Raw genomic sequence first — 26,523 nt, 5'->3', positions numbered from 1 at the left:
TACTTATTTATGAGCCGTTTAACAACCTTACTTCTTCTTTTCATTTCCACCCTTTCGCTGGCACAGCCAACTGCCGAAACAGGCCGATGGTCGTCAGCAAAAGCAAACGCCTGGTATGCCAAAGAACCGTTTCTCGTTGGCGCAAATTATGCCCCGGCCAACGCCATTAATGAACTGGAAATGTTTCAGGCAGACACGTTCGATCCGGTTACTATCGACAAGGAATTGGGCATGGCCGAACAGATTGGCATGAATACCATGCGTGTTTTCCTGCACGATTTACTTTGGGAAGACCCGGCCGGTTTCACCAAACGGCTTGATCAGTTTCTGGGGATTTGTGCCAAACATAAGATTCGGCCAATGCTTGTTCTATTCGATTCCTGCTGGGATCCCTATCCAAAGCTGGGCAAGCAGCACGAACCAACACCTGGCATCCATAATTCGGGTTGGGTACAAAGTCCCGGGGCTGATGCGCTCAGCGATGTTTCGCAGTACCCTCGTCTGGAAGCGTATGTCAAGGGCGTGGTAAGTGCCTTCAAGAAAGACAAGCGTATTCTAGCGTGGGATGTGTGGAATGAGCCCGATAACACCAATGATAATAGTTATGGCCAAAATCACACCATCAAAACGGAGCTATCGAAACCTCGTAAAATAGCGATCATAACACGACTGTTACCACATGTATTCCAATGGGCCCGGGCAGCCGGAGCCACGCAACCCCTGACCTCGGGAGTATGGGTTTTCCGAACCCCTGACGAATGGCAGAATCCGGCTAAATGGACACCGATGGAAAAAGTACAACTGGAGAATTCAGACATTATCACGTTTCACCAGTACCTGAGCCCTGAAACGCTGGAAGAAACCATAAAGGCGATGCTGACATTTGGCCGACCGGTTATCTGCACCGAATACATGGCGCGGGGCGTCAACAGCAAGTTCCAGTCGCACCTGCCCATTGCCAAGCGGGCGAAAGTTGGTATGATCAACTGGGGATTCGTGGCGGGCAAAACCCAGACATTCATTCCCTGGGATAGCTGGCAAAAGCCTTACGTAAATGGTCGCGAACCATCCATTTGGTTCCACGAGGTGTTTAAACAGGATGGAACCCCCTACGATCCGGCCGAAGTAGCAGCTATCAAAGCGGCAACGGGTAAGTAAGCCTTCTCTTTTAGCTTAAACGAAAAAAATTAACCACATAAACCAACTGATTCCCAACGTATAGGCTAAAGCTGATAAATTTTATCGCATTTTTTTTCAACGAGTCCTTGCACTGAATCCCCTAAACGCCTACTTTTGTGCCACGATAAAGGAAGACGGCAACGTCAACCAGACATCGAAAGTTGGTTCGGTAGTTCAGTTGGTTAGAATACCTGCCTGTCACGCAGGGGGTCGCGGGTTCGAGCCCCGTCCGGACCGCCACTGAAAAAAGGGTTACATCAGAAATGATCGTAACCCTTTTTTGTTGTCATACATTTTTATAAGTAAAAGCGACTAGGTGCTTTGCCTCATTTTTTGCCTTCTCACAACCCCGATCCTTACTTTTCTTTACCTTCTTAACGCTTCACGTTTTTTGCTCAAACTAACTTCATCGGCGTGCCCAACTCGACCTCCTTGGAGCCTATAATGTTTAAATTGATCTTAGAGTCAGCTAATCAATGGTCCAGAATGGCTGGTACAACATGTTTTCCCCGCTGGTTTGTCTAACCAGTAACAGGCTTAGCATCATTGCTTTGTATGTCCTATTGTCGATAAAAAACGCTGGCCCCAAAGAGGCCAGCGTTTGGCTATTTCCACATGATGTTCAACATTACCTATTGTCCATATAAAGATAGACCTGTAACAAAACAGGTACGTTAAGATGAGATTATAATAGACAAACTGGGTAAAATGTCTGTTCATTCCGGAAGCATTGCTTTATCGAACGTTTCACCCGCTATAGGATCAAAAAAAGGCCACAAGGCAACGGTCGTTAGATAAATGAGCCGAATAGGTATAACTTGGCCTTCCTGTTCGGGATGCGGCATTTGCCGAATATAAGGTGGCATAGCGACAATGTATTGACTGGGTTCATCGTCAATTTCGCTAAAAAGCAGTTTGTGCTTAGTGCCATAATCATACGTGTCATCGAATATTTTTGTACGGTCAACCCAAGTGTCCTGCCCAACCTGGGTGGCGCGTCTTCGGTTGACGTCCGTATAGAGCATATAGCGAATTATAGCCTTGGGCTCGATAGCATCTACCTCACTTTTTATATTTGACATTTGCTATTTATATGTTTCATTTATAACATAAAGATAATTGAAAAAACATTATTTTCTACCAAATTCGCGAATTAAATAAATACAAATTAACGAGCTAACTTATTTGCTTATCAAGTGTTTAGCATAAAACTCAGTATGAACTTAAACGAATCAGCCTTCGATATAGCTGAACAGAAAAGACTCACTTGCTGCTTTTCAGTAAAAAAAAATTTACTTATGTAAATCTTTCTTACTCGAGACCCCGTATGTATACACGGATAAAAAGAGGAAGGTTTTCACCGGTCTGCGCTTAGCAGGCCGGCTGATTTTTTTATACCGGTTTACTACACAATTCCCGCCCCGCCATTAATTTTCCTGATTCGACGAACATCTTCCGACTGTGCCCGATTGACCGGGTCCGATCAGCGTCCTGAGCTAACATCTTCTTATTAATTAAGTCCAATTCAACCAAAAGGCCTCTACGTCCAAGCCGCCTGTAAGGAATACGTATGCCTGTAACGCATAAAAAAACCCTGGCATTGCCAGGGCTAAAACGAGGAAACCAAGCTGATATACGAGCCTAATATTCAAACAAGTAGCTTATTAATAATTCAAACGCCTTTTTGAACAACCGATCTGCTGATATACCAGAGGCCATTTACGACGTGAAATTGGGCATTTCATTCCCGTTGTTAAATAGACCGCTACACCATCCAGATCATTATCTACTCGTTCAATAAACCGGCGATTGACCAGATACCGGCGGTGTAAACGAACGAACCAGTTTGCAGGCAATTTAGCCTCGAACGACTTTAAGGTATAAGGGACCAACAGCCGACGTCCATCGGACCAATGTAACCAGGTGTAACTCGTTTCTCCCTCCAGATACACCAAATCAGCAATAGGTATCCACTGGGTTCCAGCGTTGGCCGTGTATACACGTAAGGGGGGCCAGGAGAGCAAATCAGGCGCAGTCACTGGTTCAGGATCAGCATAAAAAGCCATAATAAGTAGTCGTTATACCATGTATTGGGAAGTATATACTAGTAATACGTAATTAACCGTTCGTTAGATTTATGAGATTCCTACCATTTATAAGAAACTTAAATCAATAATCAGGAACATAGATTAACCAGCTAGTTCTCAAGCTATGGGAACAGCCATTTCAAGAAATAAAGTAAAAAGATAACTATCCCACGTAACCTGTCTCCTCTTTGAATTCAGGGGAGAAAATCTGATCCAATGAGTACGATCTATTTGGACAGGCGGATCTTCCGGGTCGACTGCTGAAGTGTCCGGACCGGCCAATAACCCGAAGTTGTTTCGTCCAGAAGCGGTTTTATCCGACGGTAAACGGGTTGTATGGACTCCATTCGACCGGTATAATCGATGTGAGGCTGGAAGGAATAACTTGTTATTTCAATAGAATCAATCTCGTTCAGGTAAAAAATTCCCCATCTGCTGGGCGTCATAAAGTCCGGAACTATATCCCGGCAATACCCATACAGAACTGGACTCTGTGTAACCCCATGAAGACCCATCAGGTAGGGCTCCACCGTACGCCATGCATTCCTTACTTTGATCTGGACTACTTGCTGCCTCCCTATAGCCGCATCGAGGGTTCTGAAAACAACGTCTTTTTGTAAAATTTCCATCATTGAAACTGGTTGAGTCCTGGTTGAAAAGGAAAAGCAATCTATTAGGTGCACAATTTGTGCCAATGCCCTTAACAATACTATAAATGTTAATCTATTAATTTTTTCTTAACATGTACTAGCCCTGTCAATTGGTAGGCATGAGAACACAACAGGCCGTCCCACGATAGCGGTAACGGCCTGACTAGTACAAAAGAAGGTATAACGTTTTTCAATCCAGAAAGTACATTCATATACGTACGTACGAATAACTTGGATTGTCATCAACACCAATTTCCGACTATTCTAATGCCTTATTCTACCGATCACCCAACGGAGTAACCTCAACAGTATAGTGGCATATACGAGCCAGACGTCTGCCAGGATTGACCGGTAACTCAATAGTTGGGAAAATTCTGGCTAACCAAATTGGCTGAACGAGCTTTCTTTCACGGATCCCGCTAAACATCCGCCAGTTGCTTAACGCTACGCTACAACCATCACCCGTTCAGACTTATCGGCAGAACAAGGTCGCCGTTAAATTTCACATTTTCAGGAAATAATAGAACCCTTTTCTACTTGTCAAGAATAATTCTAAATAACCTTTGCTTTATTTAGCACGACCCGTAGCTTTGCGATTACTTATAATTAATCTAAATAAATGAAGCTGTCTTATACTCTTTACACTTGCTTGCTGGCGTTATCTATTCTTTCTGGAACTCCGTCATTTGCCCAAAACCAGGGTTCTATCCGAGGTATGGTTAAAACCAGCGATGGAGCGCCCGCATCGTTTGTTACTATTGGGTTTAAAGAAATCCGCAAAGGAACTACCACCGCGGAGGATGGATCTTTCCACGTGACAGGTATCAACAAGGGTACCTATACGCTACACGTTAGTTTTGTTGGCCTGCAGACACAAGAAAAAACAGTTTCGGTACAGGTAGGAGAAACAACCAACGTTGATTTTACACTGGTTGAAAACACAGCTCAACTAAATGAAGTAGAGGTTACGGCTACCAACAAAGCCGTAACGATGGGAAAAGCAAATTTGGCTCCCCTGGATATGCCTCAAATGACGGGCGTTGTCAGTAGCGTTGTCATTGAAGATCAACAGATTTCACGCCTTGGCGATGCTCTCAAAAACGTGAGTGGGGTTTCGTTGACGCAGCAGCGGGGCGGTGTGGCCGAAACGTTCTCGGCCCGTGGGTATAGTATCGGAATTGCCGGTGCAGGCGGTAACATTTTCAAAAATGGGGTCATTACCAACACAATGGGTTTTCCGGAAGCCAGTACATTAGAGTCGGTAGAGGTTCTGAAAGGCAGTTCGTCACTTTTGTATGGGAACGTGTCGGGTGGTCTGATCGTGAACATGGTGACCAAAAAGCCGAAATTTAATTTTGGTGGTGAGGTGTCCATGCGTGCGGGCAGCTACGATCTATACAAACCCGTTGTCGATGTTTATGGTCCACTGGCGAAAAATCTGGCGTTTCGGGTCGTTGGCACCTACGAGGATGCCAAAAGCTACCGGGATGTTGTGAAAACCAACCGCGTGTATGTCAATCCATCGTTACTCTACAAGCTTGGCCAGAAAACAACGATCCTGCTTCAGGGCGATTACCTGAAATCGAATCTAACGCCCGATAATGGCATCGGCTCCCTGAATCTCAATCAGGATGCCATTATTCCGGATGTTCCCCGCTCGCGGTTTATCAATACGACCTGGGCCTACAATAACCTGAACCAAACTACCGGCTCGCTCAACCTCGATCATGCGTTCAATAATAACTGGAAGCTGACCTTCATCGCTTCCGCGCAAGGCACGAAGGTAACCGCTTACGGAGCGGGCGTACCCAACAACAACGTAGCCGCCAATGGTGACTGGAGTCGTTCGCTGAGCCGGACCCAAACGGCCGAAAACGATTATACGGGACAGGTTAACCTCAACGGTCGATTTACGACTGGCTCACTTGGCCACCAGCTTTTAGTCGGTAGTGACCTGGTCGGTATTGTCAGCGAGACTAACACATTTACCATTACCAGCAATGGCGTTGCTGTAACGACCTACGATAAGATCAATATTCTTGACCCGAACAAATACGAAACCCGTTCCGACATTCCGGATGCAAGAGCTATTTCCCGGACAACATCACCGTCGACCCGGCTCGGCTTTTATGCGCAGGACTTGGTTAGCCTGTCCGATAAAGTCAAGGTGCTGGTTGGTTTACGCTGGTCACAGCAACGGACGATTCAGACGACCATTCTCAACCTGAACAATCAGGTAGAAACGAGAGGAACTGCCGAAACCAAAACCGATGCAGCGCTGTCGCCCAAAGTAGCGCTGATCTATCAGCCACTCAAAACGACGTCGTTCTTTGGTAGCTATGCCAATAATTTTACCATCAATTCGGGCGTTGACATCACGGGCCAATTACTAAAACCATCGATCATTGACCAATATGAGGTGGGCGTAAAGAACGAGTTTTTGGGCGGACGGCTCACCGCCAACGTTGGCCTGTACCATATCGTCAACAGCGATTTAGCACAAATGGCGCTGTTTAAAGCCGATGGTTCGCCAAACACGGATGCGAACGTGAAAGAGTTTACGGGGCAAACAACCAGTGACGGTCTGGAAGTCGATTTGACCGGTACCCTATCGAAAAACCTGTATTTCATAACCGGCTATGGGTATAACAACATGCGCTATACGAAAACAACGCAGGTAAAAGGATCATTCATTGAAGGCGAACGCCTGACCAACAACCCGGCGCATACGGGTAATTTCACGCTCTTCTATACCGTCGACCGGTCGGTGTTGCGGGGTCTTAAACTGGGCGCGTCGGCCTTTTATACCGGTGCTCGCTACGGAGGCAACAACAATACGTACGGCCAGACGCCGGAGTTCAGCCGCCTGATTCCGCTAACCGGTTTTGCCACGTTCGACCTGTCGGCAGGGTATACGTACCAGAAGGTTTCATTGCTGGCGAAAGTCTCGAACATCACCAACGAATTGAATTACCTGATTCACGACCGGTATAGCATTATGCCGATTCCACCCCGGCAATTCGTTACCACTCTTTCCTATCGTTTCTAAACCAGGTCGCTCAAATCGACTTACGATCTAAGAACGTACAGAACGCGAAAAAGCCGTGACGCCCAAACAGGATCACGGCTTTTTCGCGTTCTTTGTCATTATGTTCCAAATCCGTCATCTGGCTGCTCACATCGAAGCACTAGCTCCCCTTGCCTATCAGGAGTCCTACGACAACGTTGGTTTACTGGTTGGTGACCCAAGTACGATCATTACGGGTGTGCTGGTCACTTTGGATGTTACCGAAGCCGTGGTTGATGAAGCCATTGCCAAAGGTTGTAACGTCATTGTCGCGCACCACCCGATTGTGTTTAAAGGCCTGAAAAAACTGAACGGTAAAACGTACGTTGAACGGACAGTTATCAAAGCAATTAAACACGACATTGCCCTCTATGCGGCTCATACTAACCTCGATAACGTAGCGGGGGGCGTCAACTTTAAAATTGCCGAGAAGTTAACCCTGCAGAATGTCAGGATACTGGCGCCCAAAACCCAGGTCTTGACCAAGCTGGTTACGTTTGTTCCTGTAGCGGCTACCCAGACTGTACTGGATGCCCTGTATGAAGCCGGGGCCGGGCAAGTGGGCGAATACAAGAACTGTAGTTTTCGTGTTTCCGGAATCGGTACCTTTCAGCCCTCCGAAAAGGCTCAACCCGCCATTGGTCAGGCGGGAGAATACCACGAAGAAGCCGAAAACCGCGTTGAAGTGATCATTCCGACCCATCAGCAGGGGCAGTTACTTACGGCTCTGCGTCGTGCGCATCCGTATGAAGAAGTGGCTTATTACCTCACCGGTCTTGATAACCAGCATCAGGAAGTAGGCTCAGGCGCCGTGGGTGATCTGGCCGAGCCGCTGGCGGGAGAAGCGTGGCTTTCCTATTTGAAGGAGCACATGAGCCTGAATCTGATTCGGTATACGCCCCTCCCCGACCGACCCATTAGCCGCATAGCGGTGTGTGGCGGAGTGGGAAGTTTCCTATTACCCGACGCCATACGGGCGGGAGCCGATGTTTTTGTGACGGCCGATTATAAATATCACGAATTTTTTGATGCTGAAAACCGCATCAGCATATGCGATATTAGCCATTACGAAAGCGAAGTCTTCACTAAAGACTTAATTCGCGGGCATTTAGCAAAAAAATTCACTACTTTTGCGGTAATTTTATCGGAAACGGACACGAATCCGGTTCGATACTTCATATAGCACTAACTACATTCCGAATGGAACTGACGATTGCGCAAAAATTAGACGCTCTTCTGAAACTGCAATCCCTTGATTCTCAATTAGACGAACTCATCAAAATTCGTGGTGGCCTGCCCGAAGAAGTCCGTGATCTTGAAGACGATATCGCTGGCTTTGAAACCCGGATTGGCAAGTTTCAGAGTGAAATCAAGACCCTGGAAGAAGAAATTGAACGCAATCGCGTGGCAAAAAAAGACGCTGAAAAGCTGATCACCAAGTACAAGGATCAGCAGATGAACGTCCGGAACAACCGCGAATTCGACGCCATTTCTAAAGAAATCGAACTCCAGTCGCTCGAGATCGAGCTGGTTGAAAAACGGGCCAACGAAGCTCAATTCCGGGTTCGGGGTAAAGAGGAAGAAATCAAAACGACCCAGGCCGCGCTTAACGAACGGAAAGAAGACCTGAAAGCCAAACGGCAGGAGCTTGACCAGATCACGTCGGAAAGCCAGGAAGAAGAAAAGGAGATCATCAGACAACGCGACGAGCAGGCAACGACCATCGAACCACGTCTGTTGAATTCCTACAAAAAAATTCGCGGCAACGCACTGAACGGCTTAGCCGTGGTCATGGTGAAACGCGGTGCCTGTGGCGGTTGCTTCAACGTAGTGCCTCCCCAGCGCCAGGCCGACATTAAAGACAAAAAGAAAATTATCGTCTGCGAACATTGCGGCCGGATTTTCGCGGATGTCGAAGGTGTTCCCGAACCAGCACCAACGGGCCGGGGCCGGTAGAAAAGCACTGGACCAACACGTCTTGTCATCGTATGAACCGTTTTTTTGCAACAGCACCGGGTTTGTTCCCGGTGTTTTTGTTTTTATTCATGCCAATGCTGGTCGGTGCTCAGGACTTTACCTGGACATCCGGCTTGCAGCGTGCGTATGCTGATCTGCAAAAACTCGATGTTCAGTCTGCCCAGACTATAGTCGCTCATGAAGCGTCCGATAATGGCGTACGTATGTTCGTTGACGATTACACGGACATGCTCCGGCTGGTCACCTCCGACGATGAGCAGTTATTTTCGACCATCAGTGACCGGGAAGACGACCGGCTCGACGCCCTGAAAAAATTAGACGATCGTTCGCCCTGGCAGCGTGTATTGCAGGCTGAAGTTCGGCTCCACTGGGCGTTCGTTAAGTTAAAGTTTGGCAAAGAAGTGAGCGCCAGTTGGGATGTGATTCGGGCCTATAAGCTACTGGCCGACAATCAGAAGCGCTTTCCGACCTTCCTGCCTACCTATAAATCGCTTGGAACGCTGCATGTCATGATTGGCTCCGTGCCCGACAATTATGCCTGGGTTGCCAGTCTGTTAGGGTTGCATGGTAACGTCAGGCAGGGGCAGCAGGAATTGGTACAGGCTCAGCAAGACGCCACCTTTGGCCTCGAGGCCCGATTAATCGACCTGATGGTGCGCGCTTATGTACTCAAATTTAGCCCTGCCGACGGCCAGACGTTGAAGCAGTTGGTCAATGACCATCCTGATAACCTGTTGCTTCACTTTTTTGGGGCTACCATCGAGCAGAAAAATGGCCATAGTGAACAGGCGTTGGCGTATCTGTCAGCCCGACCAGTCGGTAAAAATTACCTCACACTACCAGTCATCGAAAATATTCTGGGCGATATTTTCCTCCAGAAAGGTGACTATTCAACCGCAACGACTCATTTCCAGCAGTTTCTGGCAACCTACAAAGGGCGCAACTTCCTGAAAGACTCCTACTACAAACTCTTTCTCTGCCACTGGCTAGCCAACAAATCAGAAGCAGGCAGCCTTCCGCTACTGCAAAAAGTGACAACTGTTGGCCGCACAACGGTCGAGTCGGATAAAGCCGCGCAGAAGTTTGCTGAATCGTATTTGCAGAAAGGAGCTACTGCAAACCAGAAAGTCCTGATGCGCGCTCGCTTGGCCTCCGATGGTGGGTTTACGGATAGTGCGCTGGCCTATTTGCGTCCTTACACCGAAACCGCCTTTCCGCTAACGGTTGAAAAAGCGGAGTACACGTATCGAATGGGTCGCATTTTTCAACGCCGGAACGATAACGATGCAGCTATTCCTTATTTGAGCCGGGCGCTTACCCTGAGCGAACCAGACCAGCTTTCCTTTGGGGCGACATCGGCCTTACAACTGGGCTACATTTACCAGCAGAAAAATGATCGTATTCGGGCACGGTCGTTCTTTCAGAAAGCCTTAAGTTTCAAACGCCACGAGTATAAGAACAGCATCGATAATAAGGCGCGGGCTGCCCTGAGTCAGCTATAATAGGACTCCTCATCAAGATCATTCTATTATTACCAATAAAGCGAAACCTTTCTTAGGCCAAACTAGTTGATATAACAACGTAATTATAACATACAATGACGTTCGTAAAAGAACAAGAACTTCAGGCTAGGTTTGCTGAACGGATGGGCACACAAGCTATTTTCATGGTTAGTCATGTGAGTCATTTACTGGCGCGTAAGGCCAATCGTGAACTGGCCCGGTTAGGCTTCACCCTGCAGATCGAACAGTTCCCGATCTTGTTTATAGCGTACTTCTCGGGCGAAGATCTTTTGTCTCAACAGGACATCGCTAATTTTTTGCAGAAGGATAAATCGGGCATACAACGCTCTATCCGCACATTAGAGCGTGATGGTTATCTTCGTATAGTGCCCGATAGCGAAGACCGGCGAAAAAACCTGGTTCGCTTAACGCCCGCCGGGAAAATGATTATTGAACAGGCCTTGACTACAACGGAAACTATAGATCATGAAGTGATGAGTCAATTGACTACCGATGAACGCGAGACATTCGCCAGGATAACCCGGAAGATTGCCGGGTTACTAGAAAAGTAATTTTTTTATTTTATTAGTTGATATATCTACAGTAGACGGATCAACGATTGGATTTATGAAACGATTAATTGCACTTGGTTTAGTTTTTTCGCTGGCATCGACCGGTTTGGGATGGGCACAGGCTCAGCCCCAGGTGCCCGCCCCGGCAAACTTTCGGTTGAAAGACTGTATCGATTACGGCCTCAAGAATTTTGGTAGCATCCGCATTGCCCAATATCAGATCGAAACGGCTAACCAACAAGCTCGTCAGGCATTGGGTCAATATTTACCGCAGGTGAGCGCCACGGGAACATCGACCAATAATATTAAACTCCAGCAGAGTGTTATTCCGGCCGGAGTGTTCGGTCCTGAGCCGCAAGTGCTCATCATCGGCCAGAAATTCCAGACAAACTTAACTGCCCAGGCCACGCAGACAATCTTCGACCGGTCGCTGTTGATCGGTATCAAAGCAAACAAGCCAAACCAGCAACTGGCCTCCCTGAATACCCGCCAAACGCAGGAGGACGTTATTTATAACATTGCCAGCAACTACTACCAGGTTTTTGTTGCCCAGCAGCAGATCGGGTTGTTACGCGACAACCTCGAACGGACCCAACAGGTGCTCAACATTCTGAAACTACAGCGCGACAATGGTGTTATTCAGCCGGTCGATTATACGCGTACGGAAGTCAGTTACAACAGTACCCAATCGCAGTTGACCCTGGCCGAGAATGATCTGAATCTGGCGCTCAACCGGTTGAAATACCAAATGGGTATGCCGCAGGAGCAAACGCTGGTCCTGTCGGACTCAACATTACTGACGCAACTGCCTTCATTGGAACAGGGCGAATTTTCGGCAGGCAATCTGGTTTCGTTTCAACAGGCAGAAACGAATATTCAGTTACAGGAACTGCAATTGCAGCGGATTCGGGCGGGTTATTTGCCCACACTGAGTCTGACGGCCAACTATGGTACGGTAAACCTGGGCGCTCAAACCATCGACAAACTATTCACCAACTTTGTGGGATTTGGCAGTTTTGGCCTCCGGCTGAATGTTCCCATTTTCGACGGGTTTCAGCGCGACGCCCAGATAAAGCAACAACGGCTGACGCTATTAACCCAAAAGGAACAGCAGAAATTGAACGTATCGGCCTACCGGCTTCAGTTCAACAATGCCCAGTCGCAGATTCAGCGGGCGCAGACCAGCGTCCAGAACGATGACCGCAACGTGAAGCTGGCGCAGGAAGTGTATAACATCACAACGCTTCAATACAAGCAGGGAACCAAGCTGTTATCCGACGTAATCAACGCGGATAACTCGTATCGGGAAGCTCGAACAAATTACATCAACTCCCTCATTAACCTGTATCAGGCGCGGCTGGATCTCGAACAATCGCAGGGTAAACTGCTTACTTTTTATAACCAACTCTGATCAATACAACCGACTAATAGATCATGAAAAAGACAACGCTAATCGTCGTCGCAGCTTTGGTAGCCATTACCGCATTGATTGGCTTCCGACTGTCGTCGAACAAGAAGAAGATCGATGCGCAGAAAAAACCCGTCGTTCAAACCAACGTGGCTATTCCCGTAACCGTTGCCCCTGTCGCAGAAGGTACCGTGAGCCAGCAGCTCGTCAAAACGGGAAATCTGATTCCTTACAAAGAGGCCGACATTATTGCCACCACGGCGGGTAAAGTACAGAAAGTCAATTTTAACCTGGGCTCTTCGATCCGGCCGGGTGCCACCCTGGTTGAGCTTGACAACCGGCTCAAGGAACTGTCGCTGGAATCTACGCAGCTTTCCATTGACCGACTGAAGAAAGATGTAACGCGCTATAACACGCTTCTGGCGGGGAATGCCACGACGGAGATTCAGGTAAATGAGACGAAGTATAATTACGAAAACGCCGTTAATCAGGCTGAACAGATCCGGAAGCAAATAGCCGATGCAAACGTGAAAGCGCCTATCGGCGGACGGATCGTGCAGAAAGACATCGAGCCGGGCGAATATATTACCGTCGGTAAAGTGCTTGGTCGGGTACTGGACGTTGACCGGTTGAAAGTACAGGTTCCCGTCAACGAAAGCGATGTGTATCAACTGCGCGAAGGGCAAGCCGTTAAGGTATCGGCAGATGTATTTCCGGGCCGGACGTTTAATGGACGGGTTTCTTACATTGCTCCCCAGGGCAGCGATGAACATAACTATCCAGTCGAAATTACCATCGATAAGGCTAGTGGGTTAAAAGCAGGGACGTTTGTGAACGTCGATTTCTCGCAGAAATCCAATCAGAAAGCCCTTCAGATTCCGAGGTCGGCGCTGGTCGAAAGTATTAAAAATCCGTATGTGTTTGTTGTGAATAACAACGTAGCCACCCGACGTACAATAACGATAGGCCGGGACTTTGGCGATTCGATTGAAGTGCTTAGCGGCCTGAAGGCTGGCGATCAGGTGGTGACCACCGGTCAATTGAACCTGAGTGACGGAAAACCGGTACAAATCACAAAATAATTAACCGAAACCATGTCTATATCTGAAATAGCGGTTAAGCGGCCATTGCTGGTAACGACCATTTTTACCGTCCTGATTTTGTTCGGGGCGCTCAGTTATCAGCAACTATCCTACAACCTGTTACCCAAATTCGAGGCCAACGTCATCAGCGTGGTGACGACCTACCGGGGCGCTTCGGCCGACGAGGTTGAAACAAACGTGACCAAGCGCATTGAAGAAGCCCTCTCGTCGCTGGAGGGTCTGGACCGGATGACGTCTACCTCGCAGGAAGGTGCCTCGAGCGTGGTTATCCAGTTGAAAAATGGGGTGAATACGACCCTGGCGCAGCAGGACGCCCAACGCAAAATCGAGCAGATCATTAACCTTCTGCCTGACCAAGCCGATCGGCCCATCCTGAATAAATTCTCTACGGACGAAATCCCCGTCCTGCGGATGGGCGTGACCGCCAACATGTCGCCAACGGCCCTGTATGACCTGATCGACAACGATATCAAACCTCAGTTATCGAACGTGCCTGGTGTGGGGCAGGTGAACATCGTCGGTGGCAACGAGCGGGAAATCCAGGTAAATGTCAATACCGAAAAATTACGCGGTTATGGCATCTCGATTGGCCAGGTATCGCAGGCGATTAATGCGGCCAACGCCAGTTACCCGGCGGGTCAGTTGGAGACGCGGCAGGCGCAGTATTCGATTCGGTTCGATGCGTCCGTGCAAACCGTGAAGCGGCTGCGGGATTTGATCATAGCCCGCCGTACGGATGGCAGCCAGGTTCTGTTAAAAGACGTGGCTGAAGTCGTCGATGCATCGACTAAGCCAACGGCCATTAACCACATCAACGCACAACCGTCCATTGGTCTGCAGATTCAGAAGCAGTCCGATGCCAATGCCGTATCGGTGAGTCAGGGCGCACAGGTCAAAATCAAACAATTGGAGAAGCAGTATAGCAAGATTGGACTCAAATTCAACATTGCTTCCGACCAGTCGATCTACACGCTGGCCTCCGCCCACGCGGTGGTCGAAGATATGGGACTGGCCGTTCTGATCGTATCATTGGTGATGCTGTTGTTTTTACACAGCTTCCGGTCGGCATTATTCGTCTTGGTGGCGTTGCCATCCTCCATGATTCCAACTTTTGCTCTGATGTATCTGATGGGATTCTCGTTGAACCTGATGACCCTGATGGCTCTTTCCCTGGTGGTTGGTATTCTGGTCGATGACTCGATTGTGGTGTTGGAAAATATTAACCGACACCTGGAAATGGGCAAAGACCGACGACAGGCAGCTCTGGACGGACGTAGTGAAATCGGCTTTACAGCCCTTGCCATTACGCTGGTCGACGTGGTGGTATTCGTTCCGCTGGCCATGACGGGCGGTTTGATTGGGAATATCCTGCGCGAGTTTGCGCTGGTCGTCGTTTTCTCGACGTTGATGAGCTTACTCGTATCCTTCACGCTGACGCCCCTGCTGGCTTCTCGTTTTGGCAAAATCGAAGTATTAAATCCTAAATCGCTTTGGGGCAGCCTGAATATCGGCTTCGAACGCTTTTTGGATCGGTTGACCAATGCTTATGGTCGTATACTGGTCTGGGTGCTGGGCCACAAACGCTATATTTTCCTCGCGGTCATTGCCTTGCTGGTAGGCTCTATCGCCCTGGTACCGGCTGGTTTCATTGGCGGTGCTTTTATGCCGCAAAGTGATCAGGGCGAAATGAGCATTCAGGTTGAACTGGCGCCAACGGCATCCATTTACCAGACGAATACCATCGCGCAACGGGCGGAACAAATCATTATGAAGCACCCCGAAGTGACGAACGTCTTTTCGAATATTGGCTACAGCAGTAATGGACTGGCGACATCCTCAAACAGCAACCTGGCTGATATCAACGTCAAGCTGATCGACAAGAAAGAGCGAAAACTATCGACGGAAGCCTTTGGTCAGGTACTGAAGCAGGAGGTCGGGCGCATTCCGGGCGTGAAAGTAACCGTTAGTCCGGTTGGTATTGTTGGGGCCTCGCAGGCGCCCATCATGATTGCGGTAAAAGGCACAAACCTGGCCGACATTCGAAAGGCAGCCGCCATTGTCAAACAAGTGACCGAATCGGTGCCTGGTACCCAGGACGTTAAATATTCCGTGAAAGACCCAAAGCCAGAAGTAACCGTGAATTTGAACCGGGAACGGATGGCCCAGTTGGGGATTAGTGCCTCTGACGTGGGTATCGCGTTGCAAAATGCCTTCCGGGGTAATGACCAGTCAAAGTTCAAGCAAAACGGGAATGAATACGATATTCTGGTTAGTCTGGATCAGTTCGATCGCACGCAACCCGAGGACGTTAGCCGCCTGACGTTCGTGAACAACCAGGGCAAAACGTTTGAGCTTTCGCAGTTCGCTACGGTGCAGGAGCAGGTCGGTGAAAGTGTGCTGGAAAGGATCGACCGGCTCTCGTCGATCACGATCAACGCGCAGGTGGTGGGTCGCCCGGTGGGTACGGTAGGTACGGATATCCAGACTAAAATGGCGCAGCAGAAATTGCCGGAAGGAGTCAACATCCAGTATCTGGGTCAGTTGCAACAACAGTCCGACGCCTTTGGTAGTCTCGGGCTGGCGCTGATGATTGCCATTCTGCTGGTGTATTTCATCATGGTGGCTCTCTACGAAAGCGTGGTGTATCCGTTCGTGGTCCTGTTCTCCATTCCTGTGGCCCTGGTTGGCGCTCTGCTGGCTCTGGCCCTGACCATGGAAAGCCTGACGGTGTTCTCGATTGTGGGGATGATCATGCTGCTCGGCCTGGTGGCCAAAAACGCCATCCTGATCGTGGACTTTACCAACCAGCTTAAAGCTGAAGGCCACGATGTTGTCGATGCGCTGATTGAAGCGGGCAAAGAGCGGTTACGGCCTATTCTGATGACCACACTGGCTATGATTCTGGGTATGTTACCCATTGCCCTGGCGAGTGGTGCCGGTGCCGAAACCAAGAACGGTATGGCCTGGGTTATCATCGGTGGACTGACCTCGTCACTGCTGCTAACGTTGCTGGTGGTACCATCCACGTACCTGGTTGTCGACCGGATCATTGCCCGGTTCACCAAGAAGAAAGTCGTTCCGAAGAAACCCCAGGAACTGGAAGTCGCGAAAGCAATGGACTAAGCGAGTAGATGTACAAAACAGCCTCTGGCTGTTTGAGTTAAAGACTGATCATAACTATCAGAGCCTTTAATTCAAACAGCCAGAGGCTGTTTTGTACTATAGCGTTACTAAGCTTCCAGTGCGGCAACGCCTGGCAGGGTTTTCCCTTCCATGTATTCCAGCAGGGCACCGCCACCTGTCGATACGTAACTTACGCGGTCGCCATAGCCAGCCTGGTTGATGGCCGAAGCCGAATCACCACCACCGATCAGCGAGAAAGCGCCGTTTTCTTCCGTTGCTTTTACGACCGCTTCGGCAATGGCATTGGTGCCATGCGCGAAGTTTTCAAATTCAAACACACCCATCGGGCCATTCCAAAGAATCGTCCTTGATTTCAGAACGACTTCTTTGAACAACTCAATGGTTTCAGGACCGATGTCGAGACCTTCCCAGCCGTCCGGAATCTGGCCGGTTGCTACCACCTGCCGGTTGGCATCGTTGGAAAAATCATCGGCGCACAGGTTATCGACGGGCATGTAAATGTTCACCCCTTTTGCCTTGGCTTTTTCGAGCAGTTCCAACGCCAGTCCCTGCTTATCGGCTTCGAGCAGTGATTTACCAATGTTGCCACCCTGCGCTTTTGTGAACGTATACGTCATACCACCGCCGATGATCAGGTTATCGACCTTGTCGAGCAGTTTTTCGATGATCAGGATTTTATCGGAGATTTTAGCCCCCCCCATGATGGCCGTAAATGGCCGCTCGGCTTCTTCCAGAATCTTCTTGGCGTTCACCAGTTCCGCTTCCATCACATAGCCCGCCACGCGATCGGTAAAGAACTGTCCCATGACAGCCGTTGATGCATGGGCGCGGTGTGCCGTTCCGAAGGCGTCGTTGACCCAGACATCGCCGAGTTTCGACAATTTTTCGGCAAACGCTACGTCGCCTTTTTCTTCCTCTTTATAGAAACGCAGGTTTTCGAGCAGCAGGATTTCGCCCGGCTGCAAACTGGCTGCCAGATCCGTAGCCGACTGACCAATGCAATCGTCAGCAAATTTCACCTTGCGGCCAAAAGCGGCTTCGAGGGCTGGCAATAGATGTTTGAGGGAATATTTTTCTTCAGGGCCTCCTTTCGGCCGACCAAGGTGCGACATCAGGATAGCCGAACCGCCATCGTTCACGATTTTCAGGACGGTTGGAATCGTCGCCTTGATGCGCGTATCGTCAGTGATGTTAAACGCTTTGTCGAGCGGCACGTTGAAGTCGACCCGAACGAGGGCTTTCTTGCCGGCAAAATTGTAGGAATCTAAAGTTTTCATGCGACTGCGTATGGTCGTTTGTTTTCGAGGCCAAACTTAGCAGTTTTTACGCAGACGCAAGCGGTAAGTTTCGTGTAGCGCCCATTAAACAACGAGTCGAAGGGCTGTATGGCGGGCAATCTGATCAAAGTCTACATCGTTGTGCAGAACTGGAATATCATAGAAGATGGCATAATGGGCGATAAGACAGTCATTCGGTTTACGAATCGTTACGCCTTTTTTGCGCAATGACCGATACAGATCAGCCGCCCCAATGGCCGCTTCGACTGGATCAAGACGGAGCATCGCGATCCCGAGTAATGTCTCTTTTATAGTCAGGTACATATGCTCCTGCCGGACTCCCTGCAATACTTCCTGAAGAATCACAGCAGTAGAGTAAACTGGAACTCTCGCGTTAAAGTAAGCCTCAAGTATAGTTGTCTGGTCAGTATTGCTATTCTTGGTGCTGAACCAGTCAATCCAAACTGATGTATCGACTAAAATTGATTCCATTTAACTCTGGGGAGCTTGTGATGCATCTTCATCACCCCAGAACTCTACCTTTCCGCGTAAATCCAATAGCCTCTGGCTTTGCTGAAGAGTAGTCACGTAGCGCTCTAACGCTCTCTGAATCAGCTCCTCTGTGCTTTGAATATGACTCAACTGCTTCGCTTCATTCAAAAGTTGATCGTCTAGCCTAATATTCGTTTCCATATTTAGCTTGTTTAAGGCAAATCTAGTTAATATCAGTGAGTATCAATACTTGCCTTCGCTCCCCGCCCCGCCAAAGTCGCCACTGCCGTACCGAAGATTATCTTTTGGTGCCTGATGTGCGCTACTGGCTGCCTGAACGGCCACAATAGTAGCGGCATTGAGAAAGAGTTCGTTTGGCGAATCATCGTCCGGCGCATCGGTAAAGCCATGTTTTGGACTCGCCAGATATCGGATGCCGAACACGGCTATTCCGATCAGGGATAGGCCACCCAACGTCAGGGCAATATTGAGCGGAAAAAGTCCGATATACTCATGAAACGTCATGACGGCACCAATGAGCCCAAGCGTTCCCAGAATATTCAGCATGCGATTCCGCTTTGTTAACCCCTGCCACAGGTAAATAGCCGGAATGATGAAGGTCAATACCCAGAATAATCCGCGTAATCCAATTTCGGGCGCTTCGGTGGGACTGATAATGCCTGGATGAGATTCGAGCAAAAGCCCATTCAGCTCGCGAACAACGAAATAATTACCACTAGCCGCCAGGACAATGAGCGATAACCACTGCGCCAGATTCAATGGATCAGCGTAATAGACCTGCTTCGTATCCCGATTGATAATCTGCCGGACGGCTATATAAAGCGCCAGCGAAACTGCCATCATTACAAACGGCAAGGCATCTTTTCCCCAGCTTACTTTCAGCAGGCTGTTAAAAATAGCGGTGTAGAACGTGGCAATGGTAAAGAAGGCAATGAGCGTATCGCCGTAATACCAGAGTATCAGCAGTAAAAGGGGCAGTGTAAACAGGCAATGGGTGGCTAACGACAATCCATTCGGCAAAAATTGATTAAAGCCAAAGGCCAGAAAACCCGTTAAGGTAACCACAAAGGCATTATCAATGCCATTGCGATACAGAAGTCGGCGGTTGATAAGAAACTGGCCGATTATCCCTATGCCGATGCCAAACGCTATATTGAAGATGCCATACGCCTTCGGGTTATCCAGCATGGTGGAAAACAGGCTGGCCGGCAGCAGGTAACAGGCCAGAATGGCAACGGTCGTAAACAGAAACAACCCGATTTCGATGAAGCCGTTTGTCTGCCGAAACTCCACCGGGTAAGCGTTACGGGCGGCCTTGATCTGCTCATCAGACACCAGCGCCTGCCGATGCCAACGCTCGGCCTGCGCCAGTACTTCGCGATTATAAATCCACTGTTCGTTATATGCTCTCATTGGTGCGGTTGCCTTTCGGTAGTTGGGTCATCAGGTAATACACTAGGCCAATGCCGGTCAGGATGAAATACCAGTAATACGCATCGTCTCCCTGCGGACGCACATAATGAAAAAACAGGTAAGTGACGCCGATATAGCCATATACGGTACTCATCAGCAGAAACAGAAAGGAACCATCGCTCCCCTCCGCCGACTGCAACCGACGCCCCCGTCTGGAGTATTGATCAAATACGATACAAGCCGCAGCCAGCCCCAACGCAAACCACAAACGAACACCTTCAAAGTTGAACAGCCCCCCCAACAGCGCCACCATCAACAGGTTTCCGGCAATGGTCAGGTAGGTATACGTAAAATGGGGCTTAATTTTTCTACGCTCCAGGCCAATGGCTATCGCGATCAGGACTAACCCCAGGCCAATGGCAGAAAAGACCGTTTTCTGATCAAAAAAGTTGGTTTTGAAATAAAATTCCAATGGCCGGACCGTCACGCCTACCCACGAAATCAGGGCCGTCAGGGCCATACCCAGAACGCCCCGGTGGTCGAATCGGTAAGCTATTGGTAAAAATAGTAAAGCAGGCAGCAGGGTGACCAAGCCATACCGCGATCCAAATACATTATAGGTATACTGGGCGTACCCTTCGAGGGTTAGAAAAAGAAGGCAGGCCAGAATCAGGGCGTAATCGCCAAACGTTGATCGGCTTCGGGTTTGTGCCAATGTCCACTCGGGGCGAAATCGCCACGCGAAATAAAAACAACCCACACAGGCGGCTGCAATTCCCGTCAGTAAGGCTCCCTGACCAATCTGATCGAAGTTATCGTAGATCAACAGACCCAGTCCGGAACTAAGCAGTAGAATCCCAATGTACAGCATGGACCGGAATTCCCAATGGAGCGAAAAAGGCCGCTGGCGCTCGATTTCGGCTAGTTCAGCTTGCTGCTTGGGCGGTAAAATGCCTTGTTTACTTAGTTCATTCAGAACATCGGTTGGGGACATAAATGCTTGTTTTTTTGTTCTACTTATACCTTGTTGCACCTACGGGTTTTGATCCGTATCAGGCTGTTCACGAACCAAATCCCGCAGGCAGGTACATTCCAGTATTCTATGATCGGACGACAAAAGATTATCCTCACACCCCGGTATTATCTCGACAATTTCCGTTATGTACTGGACTTTGTCAAACGACTTTACGGCAATCTGTTAAACGACGCCGAGTGGGATTTCATCCACCGCTTCGAAGCCCTGAGCCTCGACGCCCAGTGCTTATATGTCCGGTTTAGCAACCGCAAAGGACTCTTTTTTCGGATCAACAAACTACAATATAACGAAATAACTGACCTACCGGCGGCCGTGGGTGAATTGCTCATGGCTGGATTTGTCGAGCGACTTTCGGCTCATCACGCGTCTATGGGCGAATTGGCGCTCTCTGCGTTTACAAAACCCGAGTTACTGAACCTGCTTCCTCTGGAACCGGAAGAGAGTCGCCCGCTGGCCAAAGAAAAAAAGGAATATGTTGTTCGTTACGCTCTTCATGAACTCGATTTTGCCGAAGTTGTTACGAGCCTCACTACCCATGAGACCGTGATCCGCATGAACTTCGAGTCCGAAGGGATGATGGTTAAATACCTGTTTTTTGGCAACCGGGGCAGCAATATGACCGAATTCGTGGTGCGCGACCTCGGCATGGTCAATTTCGAGCGCTACGATGAAAGTAAACTAACGGCCCGTTTTCGAAACCGGAAAGAAGTTGAAGACAAGCTGCTGATCTCGCTGACGAACGAAGAATTCTACGAACTCAAAGAAGCCGAAACGCCCGCCGACGATATCTACAATTGGTTTCTGAACTGGAACGAAACCCGCCCAGAGCTGACCGAAATTGCCATTCCGGGCTATCAGAAACTGGTGTGCCGGGTTGGCGCTTTTCTGGAAAAACAAAAATTACCTGAGCAGGCACTCGCCGTTTACGAACTATCGGATCGGGTACCCGCCCGCGAACGGCGCGTTCGCCTGCTGTTCAAAAATGGCTCGGTAGAGGAAGCCCTTGCTCTCTGCGATGAAATTGCGGTTAATCCGCTAAACGCCGAGGAACGCTATTTTGCCACCGATTTTCGGGAGAAGATTCTTGGGTTGAGCGAGAAGAAGCGTACGCGCAAAGCCACGACACGTTTCTTATCCGATGCAGAGAGTGTCAATATTCCGGCGGCCTACCGTCACCATGTCGAAGCGGGGGTCATGAACTACTACCTGGAGAACGATTTCGACGCGGCCTTTACCGAAAATTATCCCTGGCGCGGCCTATTCGGGCTGGTTTTCTGGGACATCATCTACGACGCCAATGTATCGGCCATTCACCATCCACTGCAACGGGCTCCGTCTGATTTTTACCTGCCCGATTTTTACATAAAACGGGAAGACTTATTAAAAAAACGCCTGCTCGAACTGGATACCAAAGACGACTGGCGCAAGCACGTCGGCCGTATGTTCAACGCCAAATATGGCATTACCAACGTATTGGTCGACTGGTCCGATGAGTTGCTGACGCTGGTTCAGCGCATGATCGAGTTGCTGGACATTGAGCAACTGCGCCTGATTCTGCTCGAAATGGCCCGCAATGTCCGCGAACACACGCGCGGCTTTCCTGACTTACTCGTCTGGAATGAAAAAGGCGAGTATGACTTTGTAGAGGTCAAATCCCCCACAGATCACCTCGGCCCGCAACAATTGCATTGGCTGGAGTTTTTCCAGACAATTGGCGTACGCGGAAAAGTAGTTCGGGTTATTTGGGAGTTATAAAATCCGGCCAACCCGCAGAAAAACAGGAAACTGAATGTTCCGCTCGCCATCGCCCCAAAGCGACTTCAAGTCCTCTCCTAACCCAATAACAGGATCTTCCTCATTTTCGAGGATGTACTGCCGCACGGCCGACCAGGTGCGCAAATAATTCAGAAAACGGTCCAAAGACCAGGTGCGCCGGGCAATGAAATCGGCCCGCTGAACATCGGCAAAAGGAAAGGGCAACGTAGCGTATGCATTGTCGATATACTTCCGCTGTGGATCCCAGTAGGGCCCAATCCGATTCCGATAAAAATCGAGCAGGATGGCATCAAGGACATCGCCGAGTTGCACCAGCCCGTATCCCCATTCGGCAATGACAGCGCCGGGTTTACCCACACGCCGAACTTCCTTATGGAAGGCGTTCACATCGAACCAGTGCAACGCCTGCGCCACCGTAATCAGATCGAAGGTATGATCAGCAAAAGGCGTTTGTTCGGCCCGACTGATTTGGTAATGAATGTTGTCTTTTTTGGTAGCCAGTAACAGTTGTGTTTCGCTGATATCAGTAGCCTCAACCCGGTCGAATCGATCAGCCAGAGCTCCGGCAACCTGCCCATTCCCTGTGGCGCAATCCCAGGCAACCTGATGGCTGCTGGTGAAGGCGTAAATGAACTCATATAAGTCGGCGGGGTAGTCGATCCTGTATTGCGCGTACAGATTGGCATGGCCCGAAAAGCGGTCGAGAGGCTGCATATTTTTTATTTTCAACAATAATTAAACGTTTTTTAAGAACAACTGTCTAATCTTTGGTTTAATAGGAAAAACCGAAGTCAAAATTGGGTTATCATCCCAAAGCATCTATTTTTGCGCGGTTAACTTATTGAGCTCAATCAATCTGTTTGTTCATTTATCGTTTACCCGATTCTCATGAAAAAATTTGTCGGCATTTTTATCGCTTCGGCTTCGCTGGCCCTGGCCGCTATCGACGCTAACGCACAGGCTCCATCCGATATTCCAGAGGAGATGAATACCCTGATGACGAAATACACCTGTATTGCTTGTCACCGTCCAAACCAACGGCTGGTAGGTCCGGCTTATTCAGACGTAGCTAAAAAGAAATACTCGAACGAGGAAATCGTCAACCTTATTTATAACCCAATTCCAGCGCACTGGCCTGGTTATCCGCCAATGGCCGCCATGAAGCAGGTGCCAAAGGAAGACGCCATGAAACTAGCTGTCTGGATTAACTCGCTCGATGGCAGTCCCGCTAAGAAAGGTGGTGCCACCAAAGCAAAACCAAAAGGCAAAAAAGCATAACGAAAAAGCACCGGTTTAAACACCGGTGCTTTTTTTAATATATGGCACTAGTTAAACGTTTAGCGTCAAGCCCAATTTGAGTCCTTTTAACTTGCCTTTTCCGCACTTCCGATCAGGCTCCGTTGCCGCACGGCCTCGTAGAGCACCACGCCCGTAGCCACCGATACGTTCAGGGAGCCAACAGCCCCCAGAAGCGGAATTTTAACGTGAGTATCGACCATACGGAGTAACTCAGGCGAGATACCGTCCTCCTCCGATCCCATAATGATCGCCATTGGTCCGGTCAAATCAGTGGTGCGTTCGTACAGATCGCGGGCTGATTTTTCGGTACAGGCCACAACCGCTATGCCTGATTCCTGCAAATATTTTACCGTCTCGGTCAAATCGGGTTCGCGGCAAACGGAGATGTGGTTCAGCGCCCCCGATGAGGTTTTCATGGCATCGGAGTTGATGGCGGCTGCGCCCCGGCCCGGAATCACAATGCATTGAATACCCGTACACTCAGCCGTACGGGCAATGGCCCCGAAGTTTCGCACGTCGGTAATACGGTCCAGAAGTAGAAAAAAGGGAGTTTCGCCCCGCTCAAATACGTCGGCAATGACATTCGAGAGTTTTACGTACTGTACCTGAGCAATCAGACAAACAACCCCCTGATGATTCTTGCGTGTGAATCGGTCCAGCCGTTCGACCGGTACACGCTGAATAGTGACCCGCTTCTGAAAAGCCAGATTCTGGATATCAGGATTACTCATCCCCTTCTCCATATATAATTTATCAATCTGCTGATCGGACTTAAGCGTCTCTATAACAGACTGAATACCAAACACCATCTCGTCTGGTTCGGGCCGAAATTGTGGTTTTGACCCACCAGGCCGATGCCCGCCAGGACGGGAATTAGTGGGGCGGTTTACTCGCGAATTGTTCCGGTTCTCCATGCTTCGACAATCGGGTACCAGACCGGCTGATACTCAATGAAGCGCACCAGTTCGTAATGATCCTCGACAAATTGATTCGGTTTTTTCGTAAAGGTAAAGTTTACTTCCGAGACATTGGCCCGGCGATTATAAACCCACACTTCGCGTTCGCGGTTCCGTTGTACTCGGTCGGGTGCGCCAAGCACAATGTAAATCATGCCTTTATCCGTTTTCCAGCCCTCTTTATAACTCGTAAATAACCGATTAGCTTCTTCGACCCGGTCGAAATACGCCTTCAGGGTTTTGCGAGCTACTTCCTCGTTGCCCGACATTAAACTCAGCCAATATCGGTCAAACGCTTTTTTGGTATCCTGCGCCTGATTCAGCTCCCCGATTTCCGAGCTGGTACTCATGTACAAAACGGGTTTGATTAGTTTTTCGGGGCGGGTGAGCTTTGGAAACCGTTTATCGGCCACCACCAAACCAATACCGGCGGCATCCGTCGTGTCTTCTACAAAGTAATACAGCCCTTCACGCGGAATAACGAATGGCTTGTTGGTGGAAATGGTCAGGGTCGAGTCCTCGGTCAGCGATTTGGCTGCCGGGCGAGGAGACGTATTCATGGGTGACGAGGCTGCTTCGAAATCGTGTCGGTAACGAAACCCATACAACGGCTTGCTCGTGCCGTTCACATCCCGAATGATGACGGAGTCACCCACATTTACGTAATTACGCAGTTGAGGCAGTTTACCCGACTTGTCAAACAACGTAAAGCGGTCGCTCAGTTTGGTAGCTTTAAAGCGCAGCGACAGATCGTTCCGGGCCTTTGTCCCGTTGGTCGTCTCGGTAATTTCGGTAAGCAAAACGGCATTGGCCGCATCCTTCGGCCGTTTCACATCGAACGTCAGGGTTAGGTGATCGCCCTGAGCGCTAATGTTCTGGGTTGTTAAGGGGACTGTACCATAACCCAAGCGTTCCCGGTTGTTGTAATCGGGATACATGACATAGGCAATCAGAAAATGCTCCGTAAAGTCCGTTGGATTGAGTACCGGCTCACCCGTTGGTGACTTGGCCGTTATATCCATATACACCCGAACACTGGTCGTATCGGTTGCCAGAAATTTGCCCTTTATGGAAGTGACCATCCATTCACCGGCGGCTTTACCCGATACCGCGGGCGTTGTACCCAGGGCGGGACCATCCGTCATTACTTTAACGGATGCCGGATTTTGGCCCGCCGTTGCGGTTGGACGCGAATCAGCCGGACGTTCGGTTCGACGGGAATCGTCACGGGATGTGTTGGCACTGCTGCGCTGAGCCTCTTCCGGTCGGGCCACGTCAGGCCGAGCCACGTCAGGCCGGCTGGGCTGATGTCGCTGCGCTTCAGTGCGAGCGTCATAAGCCGCATTGGCACGGGCCTGCTGCGTTTTTTTGCTGGATGAGCAGGCCGAGGATAGAAAACAAATAACGAGTAAAGCAGATAGAATACGCATAAATAATGTTGTAATCTCTAAAGCTTTTAGACCCATAAAGTTATGGAAGCCGCAACGGCGGCCCGGCTCATGGGTCTGCTGGAGGAATGTCAAGTAATAACGAAAAAAGTGCCCATTTTGGGTTACCGAAGCGG

At 49.4% G+C, this 26,523-nt stretch carries 22 protein-coding genes and 1 tRNA gene; 12 read left to right on the top strand and 11 right to left on the bottom strand.

Features of this window, described 5'->3' with window-relative positions:
* Positions 1-9: 9 nt before the first annotated feature.
* Entirely contained in the window at positions 10-1,158 is a 1,149-nt protein-coding gene (locus tag ACYVAM_RS18215; protein WP_461069537.1) for a cellulase family glycosylhydrolase, read from the top strand.
* Between the two features lie 184 nt (positions 1,159-1,342).
* Positions 1,343-1,419: transfer RNA gene (locus tag ACYVAM_RS18210), tRNA-Asp, on the top strand.
* A gap of 476 nt (positions 1,420-1,895) precedes the next feature.
* Here the strand turns inward: ACYVAM_RS18210 and ACYVAM_RS18205 are convergent.
* The 3 genes from ACYVAM_RS18205 to ACYVAM_RS18195 all read right to left on the bottom strand — a co-directional run bounded on the left by ACYVAM_RS18205 (position 1,896) and on the right by ACYVAM_RS18195 (position 3,898).
* A complete protein-coding gene (locus tag ACYVAM_RS18205; protein WP_461069535.1) occupies positions 1,896-2,261 on the bottom strand; it encodes a hypothetical protein in 366 nt (121 codons plus the stop codon).
* 582 nt (positions 2,262-2,843) lie between these two features.
* Positions 2,844-3,245: a LytR/AlgR family response regulator transcription factor gene (locus tag ACYVAM_RS18200; protein WP_461069533.1), complete on the bottom strand. Its 402-nt coding sequence runs from the start codon at positions 3,243-3,245 to the stop codon at positions 2,844-2,846.
* Between the two features lie 248 nt (positions 3,246-3,493).
* Positions 3,494-3,898 (bottom strand): hypothetical protein, encoded by a 405-nt coding sequence (locus ACYVAM_RS18195; protein ID WP_461069531.1) that lies wholly within the window; start codon positions 3,896-3,898, stop codon positions 3,494-3,496.
* A 733-nt stretch (positions 3,899-4,631) separates the two neighbouring features.
* On the opposite strand from ACYVAM_RS18195, the gene ACYVAM_RS18190 reads away from it, so the two are divergent.
* The 8 genes from ACYVAM_RS18190 to ACYVAM_RS18155 all read left to right on the top strand — a co-directional run bounded on the left by ACYVAM_RS18190 (position 4,632) and on the right by ACYVAM_RS18155 (position 16,668).
* Complete coding sequence (locus tag ACYVAM_RS18190; RefSeq protein WP_461069529.1) at positions 4,632-6,965, top strand: TonB-dependent siderophore receptor; 2,334 nt, start codon at positions 4,632-4,634, stop codon at positions 6,963-6,965.
* Positions 6,966-7,065: 100 nt separating this feature from the next.
* Positions 7,066-8,166 carry a Nif3-like dinuclear metal center hexameric protein gene (locus tag ACYVAM_RS18185; RefSeq protein ID WP_461069527.1) on the top strand — a complete coding sequence of 367 codons (1,101 nt, stop codon included), beginning with the start codon at positions 7,066-7,068 and terminating at the stop codon, positions 8,164-8,166.
* A 17-nt stretch (positions 8,167-8,183) separates the two neighbouring features.
* A complete protein-coding gene (locus ACYVAM_RS18180; RefSeq protein ID WP_461069525.1) occupies positions 8,184-8,939 on the top strand; it encodes a zinc ribbon domain-containing protein in 756 nt (251 codons plus the stop codon).
* 32 nt (positions 8,940-8,971) lie between these two features.
* A complete protein-coding gene (locus ACYVAM_RS18175; protein ID WP_461069523.1) occupies positions 8,972-10,462 on the top strand; it encodes a tetratricopeptide repeat protein in 1,491 nt (496 codons plus the stop codon).
* Positions 10,463-10,557: 95 nt separating this feature from the next.
* Complete coding sequence (locus tag ACYVAM_RS18170; protein ID WP_461069521.1) at positions 10,558-11,034, top strand: MarR family winged helix-turn-helix transcriptional regulator; 477 nt, start codon at positions 10,558-10,560, stop codon at positions 11,032-11,034.
* A 55-nt stretch (positions 11,035-11,089) separates the two neighbouring features.
* A complete protein-coding gene (locus ACYVAM_RS18165) occupies positions 11,090-12,445 on the top strand; it encodes a TolC family protein (protein ID WP_461069519.1) in 1,356 nt (451 codons plus the stop codon).
* A gap of 23 nt (positions 12,446-12,468) precedes the next feature.
* Positions 12,469-13,524, top strand: a complete 1,056-nt coding sequence (locus ACYVAM_RS18160; protein ID WP_461069517.1) for an efflux RND transporter periplasmic adaptor subunit — start codon at positions 12,469-12,471, stop codon at positions 13,522-13,524.
* A 12-nt stretch (positions 13,525-13,536) separates the two neighbouring features.
* The gene (locus ACYVAM_RS18155; RefSeq protein WP_461069515.1) at positions 13,537-16,668 is read left to right on the top strand and encodes an efflux RND transporter permease subunit; all 3,132 of its coding nucleotides are present in this window, start codon (positions 13,537-13,539) and stop codon (positions 16,666-16,668) included.
* Between the two features lie 107 nt (positions 16,669-16,775).
* Here ACYVAM_RS18155 and ACYVAM_RS18150 read toward each other — a convergent pair whose 3' ends face one another.
* The 5 genes from ACYVAM_RS18150 to ACYVAM_RS18130 form a co-directional block, all read right to left on the bottom strand.
* Positions 16,776-17,966, bottom strand: a complete 1,191-nt coding sequence (locus ACYVAM_RS18150; RefSeq protein ID WP_461069513.1) for a phosphoglycerate kinase — start codon at positions 17,964-17,966, stop codon at positions 16,776-16,778.
* Positions 17,967-18,050: 84 nt separating this feature from the next.
* Positions 18,051-18,458, bottom strand: a complete 408-nt coding sequence (vapC, locus tag ACYVAM_RS18145) for a type II toxin-antitoxin system VapC family toxin (RefSeq protein WP_461069511.1) — start codon at positions 18,456-18,458, stop codon at positions 18,051-18,053.
* Complete coding sequence (locus ACYVAM_RS18140) at positions 18,459-18,659, bottom strand: type II toxin-antitoxin system VapB family antitoxin (protein WP_461069509.1); 201 nt, start codon at positions 18,657-18,659, stop codon at positions 18,459-18,461.
* 42 nt (positions 18,660-18,701) lie between these two features.
* Positions 18,702-19,892: a hypothetical protein gene (locus ACYVAM_RS18135; RefSeq protein ID WP_461069508.1), complete on the bottom strand. Its 1,191-nt coding sequence runs from the start codon at positions 19,890-19,892 to the stop codon at positions 18,702-18,704.
* Entirely contained in the window at positions 19,879-20,886 is a 1,008-nt protein-coding gene (locus tag ACYVAM_RS18130) for a DUF2157 domain-containing protein (RefSeq protein WP_461069506.1), read from the bottom strand. The genes ACYVAM_RS18135 and ACYVAM_RS18130 overlap by 14 nt, the downstream gene beginning before the upstream one ends.
* Before the next feature lie 108 nt (positions 20,887-20,994).
* On the opposite strand from ACYVAM_RS18130, the gene ACYVAM_RS18125 reads away from it, so the two are divergent.
* Positions 20,995-22,683, top strand: a complete 1,689-nt coding sequence (locus ACYVAM_RS18125; protein ID WP_461069504.1) for a VRR-NUC domain-containing protein — start codon at positions 20,995-20,997, stop codon at positions 22,681-22,683.
* Here ACYVAM_RS18125 and ACYVAM_RS18120 read toward each other — a convergent pair.
* Positions 22,678-23,418, bottom strand: a complete 741-nt coding sequence (locus ACYVAM_RS18120; protein ID WP_461069502.1) for a class I SAM-dependent methyltransferase — start codon at positions 23,416-23,418, stop codon at positions 22,678-22,680. The genes ACYVAM_RS18125 and ACYVAM_RS18120 overlap by 6 nt on opposite strands.
* Before the next feature lie 174 nt (positions 23,419-23,592).
* On the opposite strand from ACYVAM_RS18120, the gene ACYVAM_RS18115 reads away from it, so the two are divergent.
* The gene (locus ACYVAM_RS18115; protein ID WP_461069500.1) at positions 23,593-23,982 is read left to right on the top strand and encodes a c-type cytochrome; all 390 of its coding nucleotides are present in this window, start codon (positions 23,593-23,595) and stop codon (positions 23,980-23,982) included.
* An 86-nt stretch (positions 23,983-24,068) separates the two neighbouring features.
* On the opposite strand, the gene rlmB is transcribed toward ACYVAM_RS18115, so the two are convergent.
* The gene (gene rlmB / locus ACYVAM_RS18110) at positions 24,069-24,917 is read right to left on the bottom strand and encodes a 23S rRNA (guanosine(2251)-2'-O)-methyltransferase RlmB (protein ID WP_461069498.1); all 849 of its coding nucleotides are present in this window, start codon (positions 24,915-24,917) and stop codon (positions 24,069-24,071) included.
* Entirely contained in the window at positions 24,890-26,389 is a 1,500-nt protein-coding gene (locus ACYVAM_RS18105; RefSeq protein ID WP_461069496.1) for a GWxTD domain-containing protein, read from the bottom strand. The genes rlmB and ACYVAM_RS18105 overlap by 28 nt, the downstream gene beginning before the upstream one ends.
* Positions 26,390-26,523 lie beyond the last annotated feature (134 nt).

This window comes from Spirosoma horti, from assembly GCF_054776595.1.
The sequence above is the reverse complement of the archived record's forward strand: the minus strand, read 5'-3'. Positions and strand labels throughout refer to the sequence as shown.